The organism is Streptomyces sp. NPDC091271 (assembly GCF_044757505.1).
Classification (GTDB): Bacteria; Actinomycetota; Actinomycetes; order Streptomycetales; family Streptomycetaceae; genus Streptomyces.
In genome coordinates this window covers 215,520-233,325 of the sequence record NZ_JBIVVD010000008.1, presented here as the reverse complement: position 1 = coordinate 233,325, position 17,806 = coordinate 215,520, and the positions used below count along the sequence as shown (strand labels likewise).

Below are 17,806 nucleotides of genomic sequence, written 5' to 3'. Positions count from 1 at the left end.
ACCGTCCGCGTGAGAGAAGCCGTACACATCAGTGGGGTCCCTTCGTCGGGCCCCGGCCTGCAGGAGCTGCTCGGCCGGGTCGCCCGTGGCGACCAGGCCGCCTTCACCCAGGTGTACGACCAGGTCAGCGGGCCGGTCCTCGGCCTGGTGCGGAGCGTGCTCCGCGACCCGGCCCAGTCGGAGGAGGTGGCCCAGGAGGTCCTCGTCGAGGTGTGGCGCACCGCCCCCCGCTACCAGGCGTCCCGCGGCAGCGCCATGAACTGGGTGCTGACGCTCGCCCACCACCGGGCGGTGGACCGGGTCAGGTCGGCCGAGGCGACCGCGGCACGGGAGCACAAGGCGGCGCTGCTGGACCGCACCCCGGACTTCGACGAGGTGTCCGAGCAGGTCGAGAGCCGGCTGGAGAAGGAACAGGTCCGGCGCTGTCTGCGGACGCTCTCCGAGCTCCAGCGGGAGTCGGTGACGCTGGCGTACTACCGCGGACTGACCTATCGCGAGGTCGGCGAGCTGCTGTCCGTACCACTGGGAACCATCAAGACACGGCTGCGCGACGGGCTCATCCGGCTGCGCGACTGCCTGGGGGTGAACGCATGAGCACGGCCGAGCTGCACACACTGACCGGGGCCTATGCCCTGCACGCGCTGCCGGACGAGGAGCGCGTCGCGTTCGAACGGCATCTGGGTGCCTGTGAGGCGTGTGCCCAGGAGGTACGGGAGCTGTCCGCCACCGCCGCCCGGCTCGGGCTCGCCGTGTCCGCCACCCCTCCCCCGGGGCTCCGGGACCGGGTGCTGCGCGACATCACGACCGTACGGCAGGAGCCGCCGGCCCGGGGCCGGAGCGCCGGCTCCGGGGTCTCCGCGCGCCGGGCCGGCCGCTGGTCGACGTACGCCCTCGCCGCCTGCGTCGCCGCCGCTGCCGCCTTCGGCGGGGTCGCCGTGTGGCAGAACCAGGTCGCGCAGGACGCCCGGCAGGAGACCGCCCGGGCCGAACAGCACAACGAGCAGGTCGCGCGGGTGCTGGCCGCACCGGATGCCAGGACCAGCGCCGCGGATCTCGGGGACGGGGCTCGGGGCACGGTGGTGGTCTCGCAGAGCGTGAACCGGGCGGTGTTCCTCGCGTCGGACATGGCACGGCCGCCCGGCGGCAAGGTGTACCAGCTGTGGTTCGACGACGGGGGCACCATGCGTGCGGCCGGTCTGATGAACCCGGCCGTCACGGATGACGCCGTTCTCCTGGACGGTCCGGTGGACCGCGCGTCCGGCATGGGCATCACCGTCGAACCGGCGGGCGGATCCGAACAGCCGACCTCGGACCCGGTGGCCCTGATGGAGTTCCAGGACGCCTGAAATGCCCGAGTGGGCGCGCCTCCTTGCCGGGGGGCGCGCCTCGGCGGTGCCGTCCTCGGTGACGATCTCCACGTCTCCGCCGAGCCGCCGCACCGTGCGGACCGGGGTGGACGTACGCACGGAGTGCACCTGCCCGGCGATGCGGTCGACGTACTCGCGCGATCCGCCGGTGACGGTCCGCCAGACCGGGGAGTCGCCGATCGTGAGCATCGCGTGGTGTCCCAGGAACGCGAAGAGGTGGCGGGCCGGGTGGTGGTGCATGCCCCTAAGAGGTCATTCGGGGCAGCGGGCACCACGGATTGGCCGATGATCGGAATTACTTCGATCGGGTGAACGACCAATCCGCCGGGCGGTCCGCGCCGAACCCCTGGTGTGAGAACAGACCGAGATGTTTCGCAGGAGCAGGGGGCCTCCGGGCCCCGGCGGTCCCGCTGGGCACGCGCCGCGTTCGCCGCGCTCAGCGGTCTGATCGCCGGGTTCACCGCCCTGTGCGTAGCCGAACTCGTCGCCGCTGCCGTGCGTCCCGAGGCGGGTCCGGTCACGGCCGTGGGCGGGGCGGTCATCGACCGCACTCCCCCGGCCGTCAAGGACTTCGCCGTACGGAACTTCGGCACCGACGACAAGCTGGTGCTGCAGCTCGGGATCCTCGTCCTCCTGGCGGTCTTCGCCATGGCGGTGGGGGTCCTCGCGCTGCGGCACCGGTGGACCGGCGCTGCGGCCGTCCTGGTCTTCGGCGTGGTCGGGGCGGTGTCCGCGGCCGGCCGGCCGGAGGGCCGGCCGGGTGACGCACTGCCCTCGGTCGTGGGCGCGCTGGTGGCCGCAGGAGCGCTGTATCTCCTGGCCGGACGGCTGCGCGTCCCGAAAACCGCGCCGTCTCCCGCGGCTGGGGAGACGGACGGTGGGGCGCAAGGCGCCTTCGACCGCCGCGGATTCGTGATCGCGGCGACCGCCGCCGCGGCGGCCTCGGCCGGTGCGGGGCTCCTGGGCCGACGGCTCCAGGCGTCCCAGCTGGCCGGGGTCTCCGCCTCACGCGGCGACATCGCCCTCCCGGCACCGGCCTCGGCGGCACCCCCGATACCCACCGGAGCCGATCTCGGCGTCCGGGGCCTGAGCTCCTTCACCACCCCGAACAAGGACTTCTACCGGGTGGACACCGCTCTGGTGGTCCCGCGCGTCGACGCCGGCACATGGCGGCTGCGGATCCACGGCAAGGGGGTGGCGCGACCCGTCACCCTCGGCTTCCAGGACCTCCTGGGCCGCGATCTCGTGGAGCGGGACATCACGCTGACGTGTGTGTCCAACCAGGTGGGCGGCCCCTATGTGGGCACGGCCCGGTGGATCGGCGTACGACTGGCCGATCTGCTGCGTGAGGCCGGGGTGAAGCCCCCTTCGAAGGGCGGGCCCGCGGACCAGATCGTGGCGCGCTCCGTGGACGGGATGACGATCGGGACTCCGGTCGAGGAGGTCATGGACGGCCGTGAGGCACTGCTCGCGGTCGGCATGAACGGCGAACCGCTGCCGTTCGACCACGGCTTCCCGGTCCGGATGGTCGTCCCCGGCCTCTACGGCTACGTCTCGGCGTGCAAGTGGATCCAGGACATCGAGCTCACGACGTTCGACGCGTACGACGCCTACTGGGTCGAGCGCGAATGGTCCCGCGAGGCCCCGGTCAAGACCCAGTCCCGCATCGACACGCCGCGCCCCTTCGCCGCCCCCGGAGCGGGGACCGTGCCGGTCGCCGGTGTCGCCTGGGCCCAGCACCGGGGCATCGCCAGGGTGGAGGTGCGGGTCGACGGCGGGGAGTGGCACACCGCGCGGCTGGCGGCGGAGGCCGGCCGTGACACCTGGCGCCAGTGGGTGTGGGAGTGGCCCGCCACGACCGGCCACCACACCCTCGAGGTCCGCGCGACGGACCGCACCGGCGCCACTCAGACCGACAAGCGGGTCGGCACCGTGCCCGACGGTGCGACCGGGTGGCACTCGGTGGTGGTCGACGTGACCTGACGACCGAGAACGCCCCCTCTTCCCATCCCTTGATCAACGATCCACCAAGGAGAACACCATGAACAACCGTCACCTTCGCCGCATCGCCGTCACCGTCTCCGCCGCGGCCATGCTGCCGCTCGCGCTGACCGCCTGCTCCAGCGACGACACCTCCGCGTCCGGTTCCGACTCCGGTGCGGACAAGGCCGCGTCGAGCGCGCCGGCCAAGGAGACCAAGCCCATGGACGAGCCGTTCGGCCCGGGTTGCGCGACGGTCCCGAAGGAGGGCGCCGGCTCGTTCGACGGCATGGCGCAGGACCCGGTCGCCACGGCCGCGTCGAACAACCCGGCGCTGTCCACCCTGGTGACGGCGGTCAAGCAGGCCGGTCTCGTCGACACCCTGAACAGCGCGGAGAACATCACGGTGTTCGCCCCGACCAACGACGCCTTCGCCAAGATCCCGAAGGCGGACCTGGACAAGCTGCTCGCGGACAAGGCCGAACTGACGAAGGTGCTCACCTCGCACGTGGTCGGCGAGAAGCTGACGCCGAAGCAGCTGGAGAAGGGCTCCTTCGACACCCTGGCGAAGACGAAGCTGACGACGTCGGGGTCGGAGATGTCCTACACGGTGAACGACTCCTCGAAGGTCGTCTGCGGCAACGTCCCGACCGCCAACGCGACGGTCTACATCGTGGACACCGTCCTGATGCCGGCGAGCTGAGCCGAAAGCCCGTCAGTACGCTGACGGCATGACACCGAGCCCCGAGGACCGCGCTCTCCGCCCCGACCGGAGCGGCGCGGACCGCGGGGCTCGCGCCGTCGGCGCCGTCGTGGGCTCGGCGGTGGGTGACGCCCTGGGCGCCCCCTTCGAGTTCGGTCTCCCAGGGGTGTACTCCGCCCGGTTCCCTGACGGAGTCGGCGCGATGTGCGGGGGCGGCGGCTGGGATCCGGGTGAGGCTACGGACGATACGCAGATGGCCGTCCTCGTCGGTGAATCACTGCTGGAGAACGGGGCCTGGACCTCCCCGACATCTTCGGCCGGTTCCGCCGGTGGGCGGGCGGCGAGCCGAAGGACATCGGTCTGCAGACGGAGGACGTCCTCACGAGCGGTGCGCCGTGGGACCTGGCCGCCGCGCTCCATTTCCAGGTCAACGGGCGTGCGGCGGGCAACGGTTCGCTGATGCGCGCCACCACGTCGGCGGTTTACTTCGCCCGGGCGGGGCGGACGGCCACCATGGGCGCGGCCCGGCGGATCGCTGCCCTGACGCATGGCGACCGGGCGGCGTGGGAAGGCACCGCGGTCTTCCATGAACTCGTACGCGTGGCGCTGGAAGGCGGCGACCCGCTCGCGGCCGTGGAGGACACACTGGCCCTGGTCCACGCCGGCCATCGGGCCCGCTGGGCCGCCGTTCTGGCCCCGGACTGGCATCCGGACGACGCCACGGAGTTCAACGGCGCGGTCTGGCCCTGCCTCGGTACGGCACTCTGGGCGCTGCGCACCACCGGCGACTTCGAGCGCGCCCTGGGAGCGGCCGTCGACGTGGGCGGGGACACCGACACGGTGGCCGCGGTCACGGGCGGCCTGGCCGGCGCGGTGTACGGGATCGACGCCGTCCCGGAACGCTGGACCCGCCCCCTGCACGTGCCGCTCCCGGGATACGGGACTCGTGTGCTGCGGACGGCGGACCTGGTGTCACTGGCGCACCGCCTCGACGGAACCGCAGGATTCGACCGCCAGAAAAACTACACATAAGGGGCATATAAGCGCACACTGGGTCTGGAGAGCTGATGACCGCACCCTCTGACCGCGGTCGCTCCAGCAAGTGCGAAGGAGACCATCCTCATGAGTAACATCTCGCACACCGGAAGGGATGTTTCCGGGAACACCAGAGACGTTTCCGGACACACCGGAAGGGACATCTCCGGGCACCCCGACGCCGATGAAATGCGGGCACGCCACGATCGCGTGATGAGCGGCGGCCGCACCACGGCCGGCGCGGACGCGCCGGTGTTCCTGCTCGGTCTGTACTGCGCCGTCTCGCCGTGGGTGCTTCACTTCACCGCGAGCCAGCCCTCCCTGGTGACGCACAACCTCGTCATCGGCATCGCGATAGCCGTGCTGGCACTCTGCTTCACCGCCATGCCCGAGCGGATGACCGGGATGAGCATCGCCATCGTCGCGCTGGGCGCCTGGCTCATCGTGTCGACGTGGATCGTGGGCCAGAGCCCTGACATGGGCGTCGTCCTCAACAACGTGATCGTCGGTGGTCTGGCGATTGTGCTGGGGGCAGCCTGCGCGGGACTCTCGATGAAGAACAAGAAGAAGACCTGACGGGAGAACGCACAGGAGTGGCCACAGGCACGCACAGCCGCCCGTGGCCACTCGTCCGTTCTCCTCACCCGTGGGGAGGGAAGCCGCTCACCCCACCGAGCTGTACGCCACCACGCCCCGCAGCACCGCGTCGACGGCCTTGTGGGCGTTCTTCGCGACCGAACTGCCGTCCCGGGGTGCGGCGGCCGCGATCTGGCCGAGCACGTCGATCACCTGCTTGCACCACCGTACGAAGTCGCCGGCCGGCATCTCCGCCTCCCGGAGGACCTCGTCCAGCGTCCGCCCGGAGGCCCACATGTAGACCGCCCAGGCGAAACCGAGATCGGGTTCGCGCTGGCCGACCCCTTCCGTCTGGCTGATCTTGAAGTCCTCCTCCAGGGCGTCGAGACGGCCCCAGATGCGGATCATCTCGCCCATCGCCGCCTTCGCGGGCCCTGAGGGCAGCTTGGGTGCCACCGCGTCGTCCGCCTGGCGCGCCTCGTAGACGAGCGCCGATACGCAGGCGGCCAGTTCGGCGGGGTTGAGCCCCTCCCAGACGCCGTCCCGCAGGCATTCGCTGGCCAGCAGGTCGAGCTCTCCGTAGAGCCGGGCCAGCCGCCGGCCGTTGTCGGTGACCTCGTTGCCCCGCAGGTAGTCCAGCTCGGTCAGGAGCGCGACGATGCGGTCGAAGGTCCGGGCGATGGTGTTCGTCCGGCCCTCGATGCGGTGCTCCAGCTGCCGGGTGTCGCGCTGCAGCCGGTGATACCGCTCGGCCCAGCGCGCGTGGTCCTCCCGCTCGTCGCACCCGTGGCAGGGGTGCGCGCGCAGTTCCGTGCGCAGCCGGGCGATCTCGTGGTCGTCGGCCGCGGCGGCCCGCTGCTTGCGGTGCCGGCCCGGGTCGATGTGCCCCGCCTTGCTCCTCAGCGCGGAGGCCAGGTCGCGACGGGACTGCGGTGAGCGCGGGTTGAACGACTTGGGCACCCGCATCCGCTCCAGCGCCTCGACCGGCACGGGGAAGTCGATGTGGGCCAGCCGCTTGACCTGCCGCTCGGCGGTCAGCACCAGGGGACGCGGTCCGTCGTGGTACTCGAGCCCGCGATGCCCGTTGGTCCGCCCGGCGGGCAGGCCCGGGTCGAGGACCAGGGCGAGTCCGGCGAACTTGCCGGTGGGGACGTGGATGACGTCACCGGGCTTCAGCTTCTCCAGGGACGACGCGGCGGCCGCCCGCCGCTGGGCCGCGCCCTGTTTGGCCAGCTCCGTCTCGCGGTCCTTGAGGTCGCGGCGCAGCCGCGCGTACTCCTCGAAGTCTCCGAGGTGGCAGGTCATGCCCTCCTTGTAGCCCTCGAGGCCCTCCTCGTTGCGCTGGACCTGCCGGGAGATCCCGACGACGGACCGGTCGGCCTGGAACTGCGCGAAGGAGGTCTCGAGCAGCTCGCGCGAGCGGTGCCGCCCGAACTGCTGGACGAGGTTGACGGCCATGTTGTACGAGGGCCTGAAGCTGGAGCGCAGCGGATACGTACGCGTCCCCGCGAGTCCCGCGAGCGCGCCGGGGTCCATCCCCCGCTGCCAGAGGACGACCGCGTGGCCCTCGACGTCGATGCCACGGCGCCCGGCCCGCCCGGTCAGCTGGGTGTACTCGCCGGGCGTGATGTCGGCGTGCTGCTCGCCGTTCCACTTGACGAGCTTCTCCAGCACCACGGACCGCGCGGGCATGTTGATGCCGAGCGCCAGCGTCTCGGTGGCGAAGACCGCCTTGACCAGGCCGCGGACGAACAGCTCCTCCACGACCTCCTTGAAGGTCGGCAGCATTCCGGCGTGGTGCGCCGCGATGCCGCGCTCCAGACCTTCGAGCCACTCGTAGTACCCGAGGACATGGAGGTCCTCGGGGGGAATGGACGCCGTCCGCTCCTCGACGATCTCCCGCACCAGCCCGCGCTTGTTCTCGTCGTTCAGCCGGAGCCCGGCCTGCAGGCACTGCTGGACGGCCGCCTGGCAGCCGGCCCGGCTGAAGATGAAGGTGATGGCGGGCAGGAGCCCCTCGGCGTCGAGCCGGTCGATGACCTCGGGCCTGGACGGGGTCCAGATCCGGCTGCGCTGACGGCGCTCGCGCTCGCGGTCCGCCTCGCGCACCATCTTCCCCCGCCGGCGGTCGCGCGGGTTGTATCCGCGCTGGTTCTCCATACGGGCGAGCCGGACGAGGTCCGGACTGACCTCGCGCCGGCCGGTGCCCCGGCCGCCGTGGTCGGTCTCCTCCTCGAAGAGGTCGTACATCCGGCGTCCGGCCATGACGTGCTGCCACAGCGGCACGGGCCGGTGCTCGGAGACGATCACCTGGGTGTCACCGCGGACGGTGTCCAGCCAGTCGCCGAACTCCTCGGCGTTGGACACGGTCGCCGACAGCGACACCAGCGTGACGGACTCCGGCAGGTGGATGATCACTTCCTCCCACACCGCGCCACGGAAGCGGTCGGAGAGGTAGTGCACCTCGTCCATGACCACATACCCGAGGCCGGTGAGCGCCTGGGAGCCCGCGTACAGCATGTTGCGCAGGACCTCGGTCGTCATGACGACCACGGGTGCGTCCGCGTTGACACTGTTGTCACCGGTCAGCAGACCGACCTTGTCCGCGCCGTAGCGCCGGACGAGATCGGTGAACTTCTGGTTGGAGAGCGCCTTGATGGGCGTGGTGTAGAAGCACTTGCGGCCCTGCTGCAGAGCCAGGTGCACGGCGAACTCACCGACGATCGTCTTGCCCGACCCGGTCGGGGCCGCGACCAGCACCCCCTTGCCGGCCTCCAGCGCCTGGCAGGCCTCGATCTGGAACGGGTCCAGCCCGAATTCGTACATCTCGCGGAAGGGCGCGAGGGCCGTGGCCTGCTCGGCCGCACGGAGCCGGGACGCCTGGTATCGCTCAGCTGGTGAGAGGTCCTCTGTCATCTTGATACGAGCCTACCCGCCCCGTATGACAGTCAGCCCGATCTTTGTTTCACGGTGCTTCTACGGCGCGAGGACCCGGACCGCACCGGGCACGCACGTGGCGCTGAGCGGCAGCCCGCCCAGCGGCTCACCGTCCGCGTACGCCGTGACACCGCCCGCGGCCAGCTCTATCGAGGACACCCGGTGCACGGTGACCTTCGGATGTCCGAGGTGCGTGCCCCTGTAGACCTTCGGGAAGACCTTGAGCAGGGTGGTCCGGCTGCAGTCACCCACCACGGTCACATCGAAGAGCCCGTCGTCCATGACCGCGTCGGCACATATCCGCATGCCGCCGCCGTACGTCGTCCCGTTGCCCACGGCGATCAGAGTCGCCTCGATCTCGGTCACGGGTCCGCCGTCCAGCCTGACGCGGTAAGGGATCGACCTGAAGGAGGCCAGCTCGGCGAGGATCGCCAGGTCGTACTTGAAGCGCCCGCCGACCCAGCGCATCCGGTTCCCCCTGTCGTTGACCCGCGAGTCGAAGCCCGAGGCCAGCACGGAGCCGAACCAGCGCTCCCCGACCCGGCCCAGGTCGATCGCGCGCGCCGTCCCGGCCTTGAGCATCTCGGCGGCCAGCCGACCCGCGGCGGCGGGGGCGCGTATCGGCAGCCCGAGGGCGCGGGCGAAGTCGTTCCCGGTACCCACGGCCACGGCGCCGAGCGGCGTCGAGGTACCGGCGACGGCCTGCAGGGCGAGGGACATCATGCCGTCCCCGCCCACGGCTATCAGCGCCCCGGTCCCCAGTGCGACCGCCTCCCGGGCCCGTCGCAGTGCGTCGTCGGCGTCCTCGCCGAGAACCGTCCGTACGGAGAAGCCGGCGTCCCGCAGAGCGGAAGCGGCCGGCTGCGCGGCACGCGCGCCCCGGCCGCTCCCCGCGGTGGGATTGACGAAGAGGGTGATCTCGCTGGTCACCCGCGGGACCTTACAAGGTCAGGTGATGTCGTCGTAACCGTTGAGCCGGTTCGACCGCCCGCCGTCCGCGTCGCCGCTCGCCTGCTCGGGCAGAGCGGGCCGGGAGGACACCGGTTCGACGGCGCCGACCGTCTCGGGGGTGAGGTCCAGGCTCGACGCCTCGTCGTCGTCGAGCTCGGCGTCGGGATCGGCACGCCGCTTGCGCTTGTCGTTGAGCAGCGAGAAGCCGACGGCCACGAAGTAGAGCACGGCGAGCGGGCCGGCCAGCAGCAGCATCGAGATGGGCTCGCCGCCAGGCGTGGCGATGGCCGCGAAAGCGGTCAGCCCGACGAGCATCCCGCGCCACCAGCGCAGCATGCGGGCGCCGGACAGGACACCGGTCAGGTTGAGCAGGATGAGCAGGAGCGGCAGCTCGAAGGCGAGCCCGAAGACGATCACCATGCGGGTGATCAGGTCCAGGAAGTCGTCAAGCGGCAGCAGGTTCTTCACGTTGTCGGGTGTGAAGCCCAGCATGATCTGCGCGGTCTGCGGGAGGATCGCGTACGCCAGGTAGGCGCCCGCGACGAAGAGCGGCACCCCGGCCACGACGAAGGCGATCGAGTAGCGCTTCTCCTGCTTGTGCAGGCCGGGGGCGACGAACCCCCACAGCTGGTACAGCCACACCGGGGTGGCCACCAGTACGCCTGCCATCAGGGACACCTTCAGCGCGATGGTGAACGGCGACAGCAGACCGTTGGTGGTCATCTCCGCGCAGGGCCGACCGTTGATCATGGTCACGGCGCCGTTCTTGCAGCCGACCGAGTCCAGGATCGGCTTCATCAGGAACTCGAAGATTTCCTTCTGGAAGAACGCCGCCACGATCACGGCGACGATGATCGCCAGGACCGACTTCAGCAGCCGGTTGCGCAGCTCACGCAGGTGATCGAGGAGGGGCATCCGCCCCTCGTCGTCCTTCTCCTGCTTGCGGGCAGACTTGAGCAACCCACTTCCCTCGTCTCGTGCGGCAGCTTCAGGTGGTGCGGATCAGCTGTCAGCTCTGGGTGGTGGGCTTGGCCTCGCTGACCGGGCGGGAGCTGGTGACATCTCCCGGAGCGGCCTGGATCGTGCGCGCGGTGGCCGCGGGCGGGGTGGTGTCCGCGACGTTCTCCGTGGTGGGCGCCGCGGGCTCCGCGTCGTCCTTCTTCATGGCCTTGGCCTCGCTCTTGAGGATGCGGGCCGACTTGCCGAGCGAACGCGCCATGTCGGGGAGCTTCTTGGCACCGAAGAGCAGCAGGACGACAGCGATGATCAGAACGATCTCGAGGGGCTTCAGATTGCCGATCATGTGCGACTTCCTTCTCACTGAGGCGTCTGGAGGGTGGGCTCGCTACCCGGTCGACCGGACAGTTGTCCGACCTTCGCGTCGGCAGCGATCGTAACCCGCAGGGGTAAACGCGAGGCAATGCCTGTGCGTACTCCCGCTTGCGGCCCACACCTCCCTGCCTGGGCCGCTCCAGCAGCGTACCCCCCGAACCGGTGAATCAGGAGGCCGCGCACTGCTATCGCAGGGCCTCTCCCGTGTCGGCGAGGGTGGTGGCCGCTCGTTCGAGATCCTCCGCCGCTCGATTGATCCGCCGCGTGGTCGCGGCGACCTGTCCGGCGAGCCGCTGTGCCTCGACGAAGACCTTGACAGCCAGGACGCCGAGCACGGCCAGGCCGGCGAATCCCAGAGCGATGGCGAGCATGGGCCAGAACATGGGCGGATCCTCGGTGTTTCTCGTTACCGCAGGGCGGTGTGCAGGCGCAGTGTCCGCACCCCGCCGCCGCTGAGGAGTTCGATGATGCGCTCCCCGGCCGGCTTGCGGACCGCGGACCCGCAGGCGGGACACGTGAAGGAGTAGAAGGTCGTACGGCGGCTGGCGCCTATGGCCAGCCGCAGTGAGCCGGCTCCGAGCTCGAACCGCTCACGGCAGTCCGGGCAGGCCGCCCGGAAGCGCACGGTGTCGGGCACCGTGACCGGAACCGGTCCGGTCTGTGTGCTCGATATCGCAGTCATATGGCCTTCGTCTCCTCGGTGCACCGCCGGCCGCCTCTCAGAGCGCGCCGTCGTAGGCGGCCAGTGCCTCACGCGCCGCCATCCGGGCGCTCTCGGCCAGGTCCGGGGGCGACGTGATGCGTCCCTCGCCTCCGAGCCGCAGGGCGAGCCTGCGCAGGGAGGCCGGGTCGGGCGTACGGAGCGTGATCCGCAGACCGCCGTCGGGGAGTTCGTCCGCGCTGTCGTGCGGGTAGTACTCGGCGACCCAGCGGCCGCCGGGACCCACCTCGATCACGACCTCCGGGTCCTCGGCGGCGGGCTGCACCAGCCCCTCGGAGAGGTCCCGCAGCTCCAGCTCCGGCGGGGCGGACGGGGCGTCGAGGAGTCGGATCTCGGCGACCCGGTCGAGCCGGAACGTACGCCGCGCCTCGGAGAGGCGGCACCAGCCCTCCATGTAGGTGTGGCCGACGGCGAACAGCCGGATCGGGTCCACCTCGCGCTCGGTCAGCTCGTCGCGCGCGGGTGAGTAGTAACGCAGCCAGAGGCGGCGCCGCTCGGAGATCGCCCGGTCGACGTCGGCGAAGACACCGCCCTCGGACTCGAAGGTGACCGAGAGCCGCGAGCTCGCGGCCCCCACCTCACCGGCGGCCGTCTCCAGCTTCGCGGTCGCGCGCACCAGCGCCTGCCGGTCGCTCTCCCGCAGGCCGGGGAGCGTGGCCACGGCACGGGCGGCGACGAGCAGGGCCGTCGCCTCGTCGGCGGCCAGACGCAACGGCTCCGCGACGTCGTCCGGGTTGTGCCACCAGATCCGGTCGCCGTCGGTGTCGATGTCCAGCAGGTCACCACCGCGGAAGCTGGTCCCGCACATCGGCAGTACGTCGAGGTCGGAGATCAGCTCGTCCTCGGTGATCCCGAAGGCCCGGGCCACGTCCTGGACGTGCGCGCCGGGGCGCTCACGCAGATACGTGACGAGGGAGAGCATCCGCCGGGTCTGGTCGATCGCGTTCGTGGCCACGAGTACGGGTCCCCCTCAGTCCTTGGCCACGGCGCGCAGCCGGTCCATCACGTCGGCCCGCAGATCGGCGGGTTCGCTCACGATCACGTCGGGCCCGAACTCCACGAGCCAGGCGTCCAGCCCGTGCCCGTACGGGATCTCCAACTCGTCCCAGCCGTCGCCCAGTTCCCGTACGGATATCGCGCGGGAGCGCAGCGGGTAGCCGGAGCCGGTACGCAGCCTGATGCGGGCGGTCCTGGTCGCGGTCTCCCCCGCCCAGCTCTCCACCGTCTCGCGGACGGTGACGGCGTCGGGCACGGGGGCCGTGAAGGCCCCCGCGCGGGAGCGGACCCGGCCGGAGATCCGGGAGAGACGGAAGACCCTCTCGGCACCCCGCTCGCGGTCCCAGCCGGCCAGATACCAGTGGCCGCGCCAGCACTCGAGCGTCCAGGGCTCGACCTGGCGCTGCTCCGGGCGTGCGGCGTTGCCCTTGCGGTAGTCGAAGGTGACCGGGCGGCGGTCCCGGCAGGCGAGCATCAGCGGCTCGAAGGCGGCCTCGTGGACCGGGATACGGGGTTCGAGGGCGCTGTGCACCTCGTAGGCGTCCTCGGCCTCCGGCATGCCGGCGGCCCGCAGCTTCTGCAGGGCTCCGCTGGCGGCACCGGCGAGCCGGGCCTGCTGCCAGACCTTGGCGGCGAGCCCGAGGGCGGCGGCCTCCTCGGCGTCCAGGGTGATGGGGGGCAGCCGGTTGCTGTCGCGGCGCGCGAGGTATCCGGTGTCGCCGTCCAGATTCTCCACGGTCTCGATGATCAGGCCGAGTTCACGCAGGTCGTCCTTGTCGCGCTCGAACATCCGGTTGAAGGATTCGTCGGAGCCCGCCTCCAGGTAGGCCTCGATGGACCCGCGGAGCTCACGCTTGCTGAGCGGACGCCGGGTACCCAGCAGACACAGTGCCAGGTTCATCAGCCGTTCGGCCTTGGCAATCGCCATCGACGCCCTTTCTCGACGTGCTCTCCGACCGTCGACCGTACCGCCCCGGGGTGTCCGGACCAAAGCGAGGGCCCGTGCCTTGCGGCACGGGCCCTGACTGCTGTAGACGGACGGATCAGACGCCGACGAGGTCGCAGACGAAGATCAGCGTCTCGCCCGGGGCGATCGCGCCGCCGCCCGCGCCACGGTCACCGTAGGCGAGGTGCGCGGGGATGGTCAGCTGACGACGGCCGCCGACCTTCATGCCCTGGACACCCTGGTCCCAGCCGGCGATGACCTGGCCGGCACCGAGCTGGAACTGCAGCGGGGTGCCGCGGTTCCACGAGGCGTCGAACTCCTCGCCGGTGGAGAAGGCCACACCGACGTAGTGCACGGAGACGGTCTGACCCGCCTGGGCCACCGGTCCGTCGCCCTCCCAGATTTCCTTGATCTCCAGGTCGGCCGGCGGCTCGCCACCCGGGAAGTCGATCTCGGGCTTGTCGATGCTCACTGAACTGCTCCTCTTACTGATGAACTGGGCAACCGGGACAGTCTTACATCTTTGTCAGGATGTCCACGGCGAAGACGAGAGTGGACTTCCCGGGGATGGACTGCTGTGCCTCGTTGCCGAAGCCCTGGTCCGGCGGGATGACGAGCAGCACACGGCTGCCGACCTTCTTGCCGACGAGACCGTTCTTGAGACCCTTGAGGGTGACCTGGGCGAGCGGGAAGGTCTGGGTCTTGCCGGTCTGGTACGTGCTGTCGAAGGCCTTGCTGCCCTTCCAGAGCAGACCCACGTAGTTCACGACGACGCTGTCGGTCTCCTTGATGACGTCGCCCTTGGACTCCAGCACGTAGTTGGAGACCAGCTTCTTCGGCGGGTCGCTCTTGGGGATCGTGACGGTCGGCGCCTTGCCGTCGGTCTTGGTTCCGACCTTCGGCAGGTCGATGTTGTCCTGGGCCACCGCCGTGCCCTCGGCGGACTTCGGGATCTGCGTCGCCTTCACGACGTCGACGACGAAGACGAGGGTGGCGTTGGGCTTGATGTCGCCCTGGCCCTGCTTGCCGTAGCCGAGGCTCGGCGGGATGACCAACTCGACGCGGCTTCCGACCTTCTGGCCGACGAGCCCCTTGTCCCAGCCCTGGATGACCATGCCCGCGCCGAGCGTCAGGTCGAAGGGCTGCTTGCGGTCGAAGCTGTTGTCGAACGGCTTGGTGGAGTCCCACGCCTGCCCGAGGTAGTTGACCTGGATCGCGTCGCCGTTCTTGAGCTTCGCGCCGTCACCCTCGCTGATGACGTCGGTCTTCAGTTCCTTGGGGGGATCACCCTCCCCCTTCGCCAGAGTGGGCTTCTCGCCGAACTTCGCGCCCGCGGTGATCGCGGGAACGCCCTTCTCGGTCGAGGCGGAGTCGGAGGCCTTGTCGTCGCCGCATGCCGCCGTGGACAGCAGCAGTAGGGGGACGACGAGAAGGCCGGCAAGTCGGCGCACTGGTTCCTCAGATCTCAGACGGCACGTGAATGGTCCCCCGACACTCTAGGCGGACGGAAGGGCCCCGTACGAGGAACGTACGGGGCCCGGTCACATACGGGGCAGGACATTTCTGTCCGGGTCACATGCCCGCGATCAGCTTCTCCACCCGGTCGTCGACGGAACGGAAGGGGTCCTTGCACAGCACGGTGCGCTGCGCCTGGTCGTTGAGCTTGAGGTGGACCCAGTCGACGGTGAAGTCCCGCCGCTGCTCCTGGGCCCGCCTGATGAAGTCTCCGCGCAGCCGCGCCCTGGTCGTCTGCGGGGGCACCGACTTGCCCTCGAAGATCTTCATGTCGTTGCAGATGCGGGCGGCCTGGCCCTTGCGCTCCAGGAGGTAGTAGAGCCCGCGACGCCGGTGGATGTCGTGGTAGGCGAGGTCTATCTGGGCGACCCGCGGATTCGACATGGTCATGTTGTGCTTGGCCCGGTACCGCTCGATGAGCTTGTACTTCATGACCCAGTCGATCTCGGTGCCGATCCGGTCGAGGTCCTCGGCCTCGATGGCCTCCAGCGTGCGGCCCCACAGCTCGAGGACCTGGTCGACGGTGCCGGTGCGGATGCCTCGGCGCTCGACGAAGTCGACGGCCTTCTCGTAGTACTCGCGCTGGACCTCGATGGCGGACGCCTCGCGGCCGCTTGCCAGGCGCACCTTGCGCTGTCCCGTGATGTCGTGACTGACCTCGCGGATCGCCCGGATCGGGTTCTCCAGGGTCAGGTCGCGCATCACGGTGCCCGCCTCGATCATGCGCAGCACGAGATCGGTGGCGCCGACCTTGAGCAGCATGGTCGTCTCGGACATGTTGGAGTCACCGACGATGACGTGGAGGCGGCGGTACCGCTCCGCGTCGGCGTGCGGTTCGTCCCGGGTGTTGATGATCGGGCGGGAGCGCGTCGTCGCGGAACTGACGCCCTCCCAGATGTGCTCGGCCCGCTGGCTCACGCAGTAGACGGCTCCGCGCGGCGTCTGCAGCACCTTGCCGGCACCACAGATCAGCTGACGGGTGACGAGGAACGGAATGAGGATGTCCGCGAGCCGGGAGAATTCTCCGTGCCGGGCCACGAGGTAGTTCTCGTGGCACCCGTAGGAGTTTCCAGCCGAGTCGGTGTTGTTCTTGAAGAGATAGACGTCGCCCGCGATTCCCTCCTCGTGCAGGCGGCGTTCGGCGTCGACGAGCAGGCCTTCGAGAATGCGCTCGCCCGCCTTGTCGTGCGTGACCAGTTCGGTCACGTTGTCGCATTCGGGTGTCGCGTATTCCGGATGCGATCCCACGTCGAGGTACAGGCGGGCGCCGTTCCGCAGGAAGACATTGCTGCTGCGGCCCCATGACACAACACGGCGGAAGAGGTAGCGCGCCACTTCGTCAGGTGACAGTCGGCGCTGTCCCCTGAACGTGCACGTGACGCCGTACTCGTTCTCCAGCCCGAAAATGCGGCGGTCCATGACTGAACATTACGCCTTATGGCCTGAGCTGAAACCGGGTTCGGCAGCACCGTTTCGATCATTTTCCGAACCGGCCACAACCGCGGGCGTACGCCCGGGAGCTGCGAGGACCCTTCCGGTGGCCAGCAGAACCAGCAGCGCCGCCACTCCACCGGCCCCGGCGACGGCGAAACTCCACGCCGTCCCGCCGAGCTCGACGGCCGGGCCCGCCACCGCCGTTCCGGCCGCCGCGCCCACCCCGAAGGTCGTCACGAGCCAGGAGAACGCCTCGGTCACCGTGCCCTGCGGCGCGTGCCGGTCCACGACGATGAACGAGCATGCGATCGCCGGGGCGAGGAACACTCCTGCGAGCGCCGCCAGCGCGGTCATGGCGGGCACGCCGGGCGTCAGCATCAGCGGCAGATAGCCCAGTGCCAGCAGCGCGACGATGATCCGCAGCCTGCGCTCGGGCGCCCCGGCCCACTGCCGCGCGCCGTAGACCGCTCCGCCGATCAGGGCGCCGAGGCCGAGCGCGGCCATCAGCCAGCCGTACACGGACTCCCGGCCCTGGTCGTCGGCGTAGGCGACACCGGCCACCGTGATGGAGCCGAGCGCGAGCCCGACGAAGAAGAAGGAGCCGAGCAGGGCCAGCAGTCCCGGCGAGCGCAGGGCGCCCAGCCAGTGCGCCTCGCGGGGGGCCGAGCGCCACACCCTGGAGGGCTCGGACAGGACGACGGACAGCGCGCCCAGTACGCCGATGGCGTTGATGACCAGGAGTGCGGCGGCGGGCGACCAGAGCGACACCAGGACCGTCACGAGGAGCGGCCCCACGGTGAACATGATCTCCTGGGCCACCGCGTCCATGGCGTACGCGCGATGCACCCGGTCCTCCCGGCCCAGGACCGTCGGCCACAGGGCGCGCAGACCGCCCTCCAGCGGGGGCGTGAACACACCGGCCACGACGACCGCCGCGTAGGCGGCCGGGAGCGAGCCGAGGCCGATCAGCGCGAGCACGGCCATGCCGAGCGCGGAGAGGACCGCCGCGGGGAGCTGGACGCGCGGCTGGCCGTACAGGTCCACGGCCCGGCCCAGCAGGGGCTGCCCCACCGCTGTGGCTAGGCCGTACACCGCCGCCAGGGCGCCGGCCAGCGAGTAGCTGCCGCCCTCCGCACGGGTGAACAGGACGATCGCGATGGGGGCGGTGCCGTTCGGCAGCCGCCCCACCAGCGTTCCCGCCAGCAGCCGGGCGGCGTGCCGCGCCCGGAGGATGTCCATGTACCCCGCGGCCATGTCCGCCCCTCTCCCCCAGCGGCGCCACACCCTGGGGTTTTACGTATAACCTCGACGCT

General features: G+C 70.4%; 17 protein-coding genes and 2 pseudogenes. 6 read left to right on the top strand and 13 right to left on the bottom strand.

Features of this window, described 5'->3' with window-relative positions; translation table 11 throughout:
- Positions 1-9 precede the first annotated feature (9 nt).
- Complete coding sequence (locus ACIQM3_RS30860) at positions 10-594, top strand: sigma-70 family RNA polymerase sigma factor (RefSeq protein ID WP_401630174.1); 585 nt, start codon at positions 10-12, stop codon at positions 592-594.
- The gene (locus tag ACIQM3_RS30855; RefSeq protein ID WP_401630172.1) at positions 591-1,346 is read left to right on the top strand and encodes an anti-sigma factor domain-containing protein; all 756 of its coding nucleotides are present in this window, start codon (positions 591-593) and stop codon (positions 1,344-1,346) included. Before ACIQM3_RS30860 ends, ACIQM3_RS30855 begins: the two co-directional genes overlap by 4 nt.
- Positions 1,347-1,385: 39 nt before the next feature.
- On the opposite strand, the pseudogene ACIQM3_RS30850 reads toward ACIQM3_RS30855, so the two are convergent.
- Positions 1,386-1,598, bottom strand: a pseudogene (locus ACIQM3_RS30850) (amine oxidase); the annotation flags it as partial.
- Positions 1,599-1,811: 213 nt separating this feature from the next.
- Here ACIQM3_RS30850 and ACIQM3_RS30845 point away from each other — a divergent pair.
- From ACIQM3_RS30845 to ACIQM3_RS30830, 4 genes and pseudogenes are all read left to right on the top strand, one after another.
- Positions 1,812-3,350 (top strand): molybdopterin-dependent oxidoreductase, encoded by a 1,539-nt coding sequence (locus ACIQM3_RS30845; RefSeq protein WP_401630621.1) that lies wholly within the window; start codon positions 1,812-1,814, stop codon positions 3,348-3,350.
- Between the two features lie 58 nt (positions 3,351-3,408).
- On the top strand, positions 3,409-4,050 hold the full coding sequence (locus ACIQM3_RS30840; RefSeq protein WP_401630170.1) for a fasciclin domain-containing protein: 642 nt from the start codon (positions 3,409-3,411) through the stop codon (positions 4,048-4,050).
- Between the two features lie 28 nt (positions 4,051-4,078).
- A pseudogene (locus ACIQM3_RS30835) lies at positions 4,079-5,082 on the top strand (ADP-ribosylglycohydrolase family protein).
- A gap of 192 nt (positions 5,083-5,274) precedes the next feature.
- Entirely contained in the window at positions 5,275-5,661 is a 387-nt protein-coding gene (locus ACIQM3_RS30830; RefSeq protein ID WP_401630619.1) for an SPW repeat protein, read from the top strand.
- An 87-nt stretch (positions 5,662-5,748) separates the two neighbouring features.
- On the opposite strand, the gene ACIQM3_RS30825 is transcribed toward ACIQM3_RS30830, so the two are convergent.
- The 12 genes from ACIQM3_RS30825 to ACIQM3_RS30770 all read right to left on the bottom strand — a co-directional run bounded on the left by ACIQM3_RS30825 (position 5,749) and on the right by ACIQM3_RS30770 (position 17,747).
- Positions 5,749-8,577 (bottom strand): DEAD/DEAH box helicase, encoded by a 2,829-nt coding sequence (locus ACIQM3_RS30825; protein ID WP_401630168.1) that lies wholly within the window; start codon positions 8,575-8,577, stop codon positions 5,749-5,751.
- 60 nt (positions 8,578-8,637) lie between these two features.
- Positions 8,638-9,528 carry a diacylglycerol kinase gene (locus ACIQM3_RS30820; protein ID WP_401630166.1) on the bottom strand — a complete coding sequence of 297 codons (891 nt, stop codon included), beginning with the start codon at positions 9,526-9,528 and terminating at the stop codon, positions 8,638-8,640.
- Positions 9,529-9,546: 18 nt separating this feature from the next.
- Positions 9,547-10,509, bottom strand: coding sequence for a twin-arginine translocase subunit TatC (gene tatC, locus ACIQM3_RS30815; RefSeq protein WP_401630164.1), 963 nt, complete (start codon positions 10,507-10,509; stop codon positions 9,547-9,549).
- A 49-nt stretch (positions 10,510-10,558) separates the two neighbouring features.
- A complete protein-coding gene (gene tatA, locus ACIQM3_RS30810) occupies positions 10,559-10,852 on the bottom strand; it encodes a Sec-independent protein translocase subunit TatA (RefSeq protein ID WP_356716962.1) in 294 nt (97 codons plus the stop codon).
- Between the two features lie 214 nt (positions 10,853-11,066).
- Complete coding sequence (locus ACIQM3_RS30805) at positions 11,067-11,264, bottom strand: hypothetical protein (RefSeq protein ID WP_129261536.1); 198 nt, start codon at positions 11,262-11,264, stop codon at positions 11,067-11,069.
- A gap of 23 nt (positions 11,265-11,287) precedes the next feature.
- Positions 11,288-11,563, bottom strand: a complete 276-nt coding sequence (locus tag ACIQM3_RS30800; RefSeq protein WP_362939756.1) for a hypothetical protein — start codon at positions 11,561-11,563, stop codon at positions 11,288-11,290.
- Between the two features lie 37 nt (positions 11,564-11,600).
- Positions 11,601-12,557: a helix-turn-helix transcriptional regulator gene (locus ACIQM3_RS30795; RefSeq protein WP_401630162.1), complete on the bottom strand. Its 957-nt coding sequence runs from the start codon at positions 12,555-12,557 to the stop codon at positions 11,601-11,603.
- Between the two features lie 15 nt (positions 12,558-12,572).
- The gene (locus ACIQM3_RS30790) at positions 12,573-13,526 is read right to left on the bottom strand and encodes a YafY family protein (RefSeq protein ID WP_104790273.1); all 954 of its coding nucleotides are present in this window, start codon (positions 13,524-13,526) and stop codon (positions 12,573-12,575) included.
- Positions 13,527-13,641: 115 nt separating this feature from the next.
- Positions 13,642-14,016: an FKBP-type peptidyl-prolyl cis-trans isomerase gene (locus ACIQM3_RS30785; protein ID WP_124279619.1), complete on the bottom strand. Its 375-nt coding sequence runs from the start codon at positions 14,014-14,016 to the stop codon at positions 13,642-13,644.
- Between the two features lie 43 nt (positions 14,017-14,059).
- Entirely contained in the window at positions 14,060-14,995 is a 936-nt protein-coding gene (locus ACIQM3_RS30780) for an FKBP-type peptidyl-prolyl cis-trans isomerase (RefSeq protein ID WP_401630159.1), read from the bottom strand.
- 121 nt (positions 14,996-15,116) lie between these two features.
- The gene (gene pafA / locus ACIQM3_RS30775) at positions 15,117-16,478 is read right to left on the bottom strand and encodes a Pup--protein ligase (protein ID WP_401630157.1); all 1,362 of its coding nucleotides are present in this window, start codon (positions 16,476-16,478) and stop codon (positions 15,117-15,119) included.
- Between the two features lie 9 nt (positions 16,479-16,487).
- Positions 16,488-17,747 (bottom strand): MFS transporter, encoded by a 1,260-nt coding sequence (locus ACIQM3_RS30770; protein ID WP_401630155.1) that lies wholly within the window; start codon positions 17,745-17,747, stop codon positions 16,488-16,490.
- Positions 17,748-17,806 lie beyond the last annotated feature (59 nt).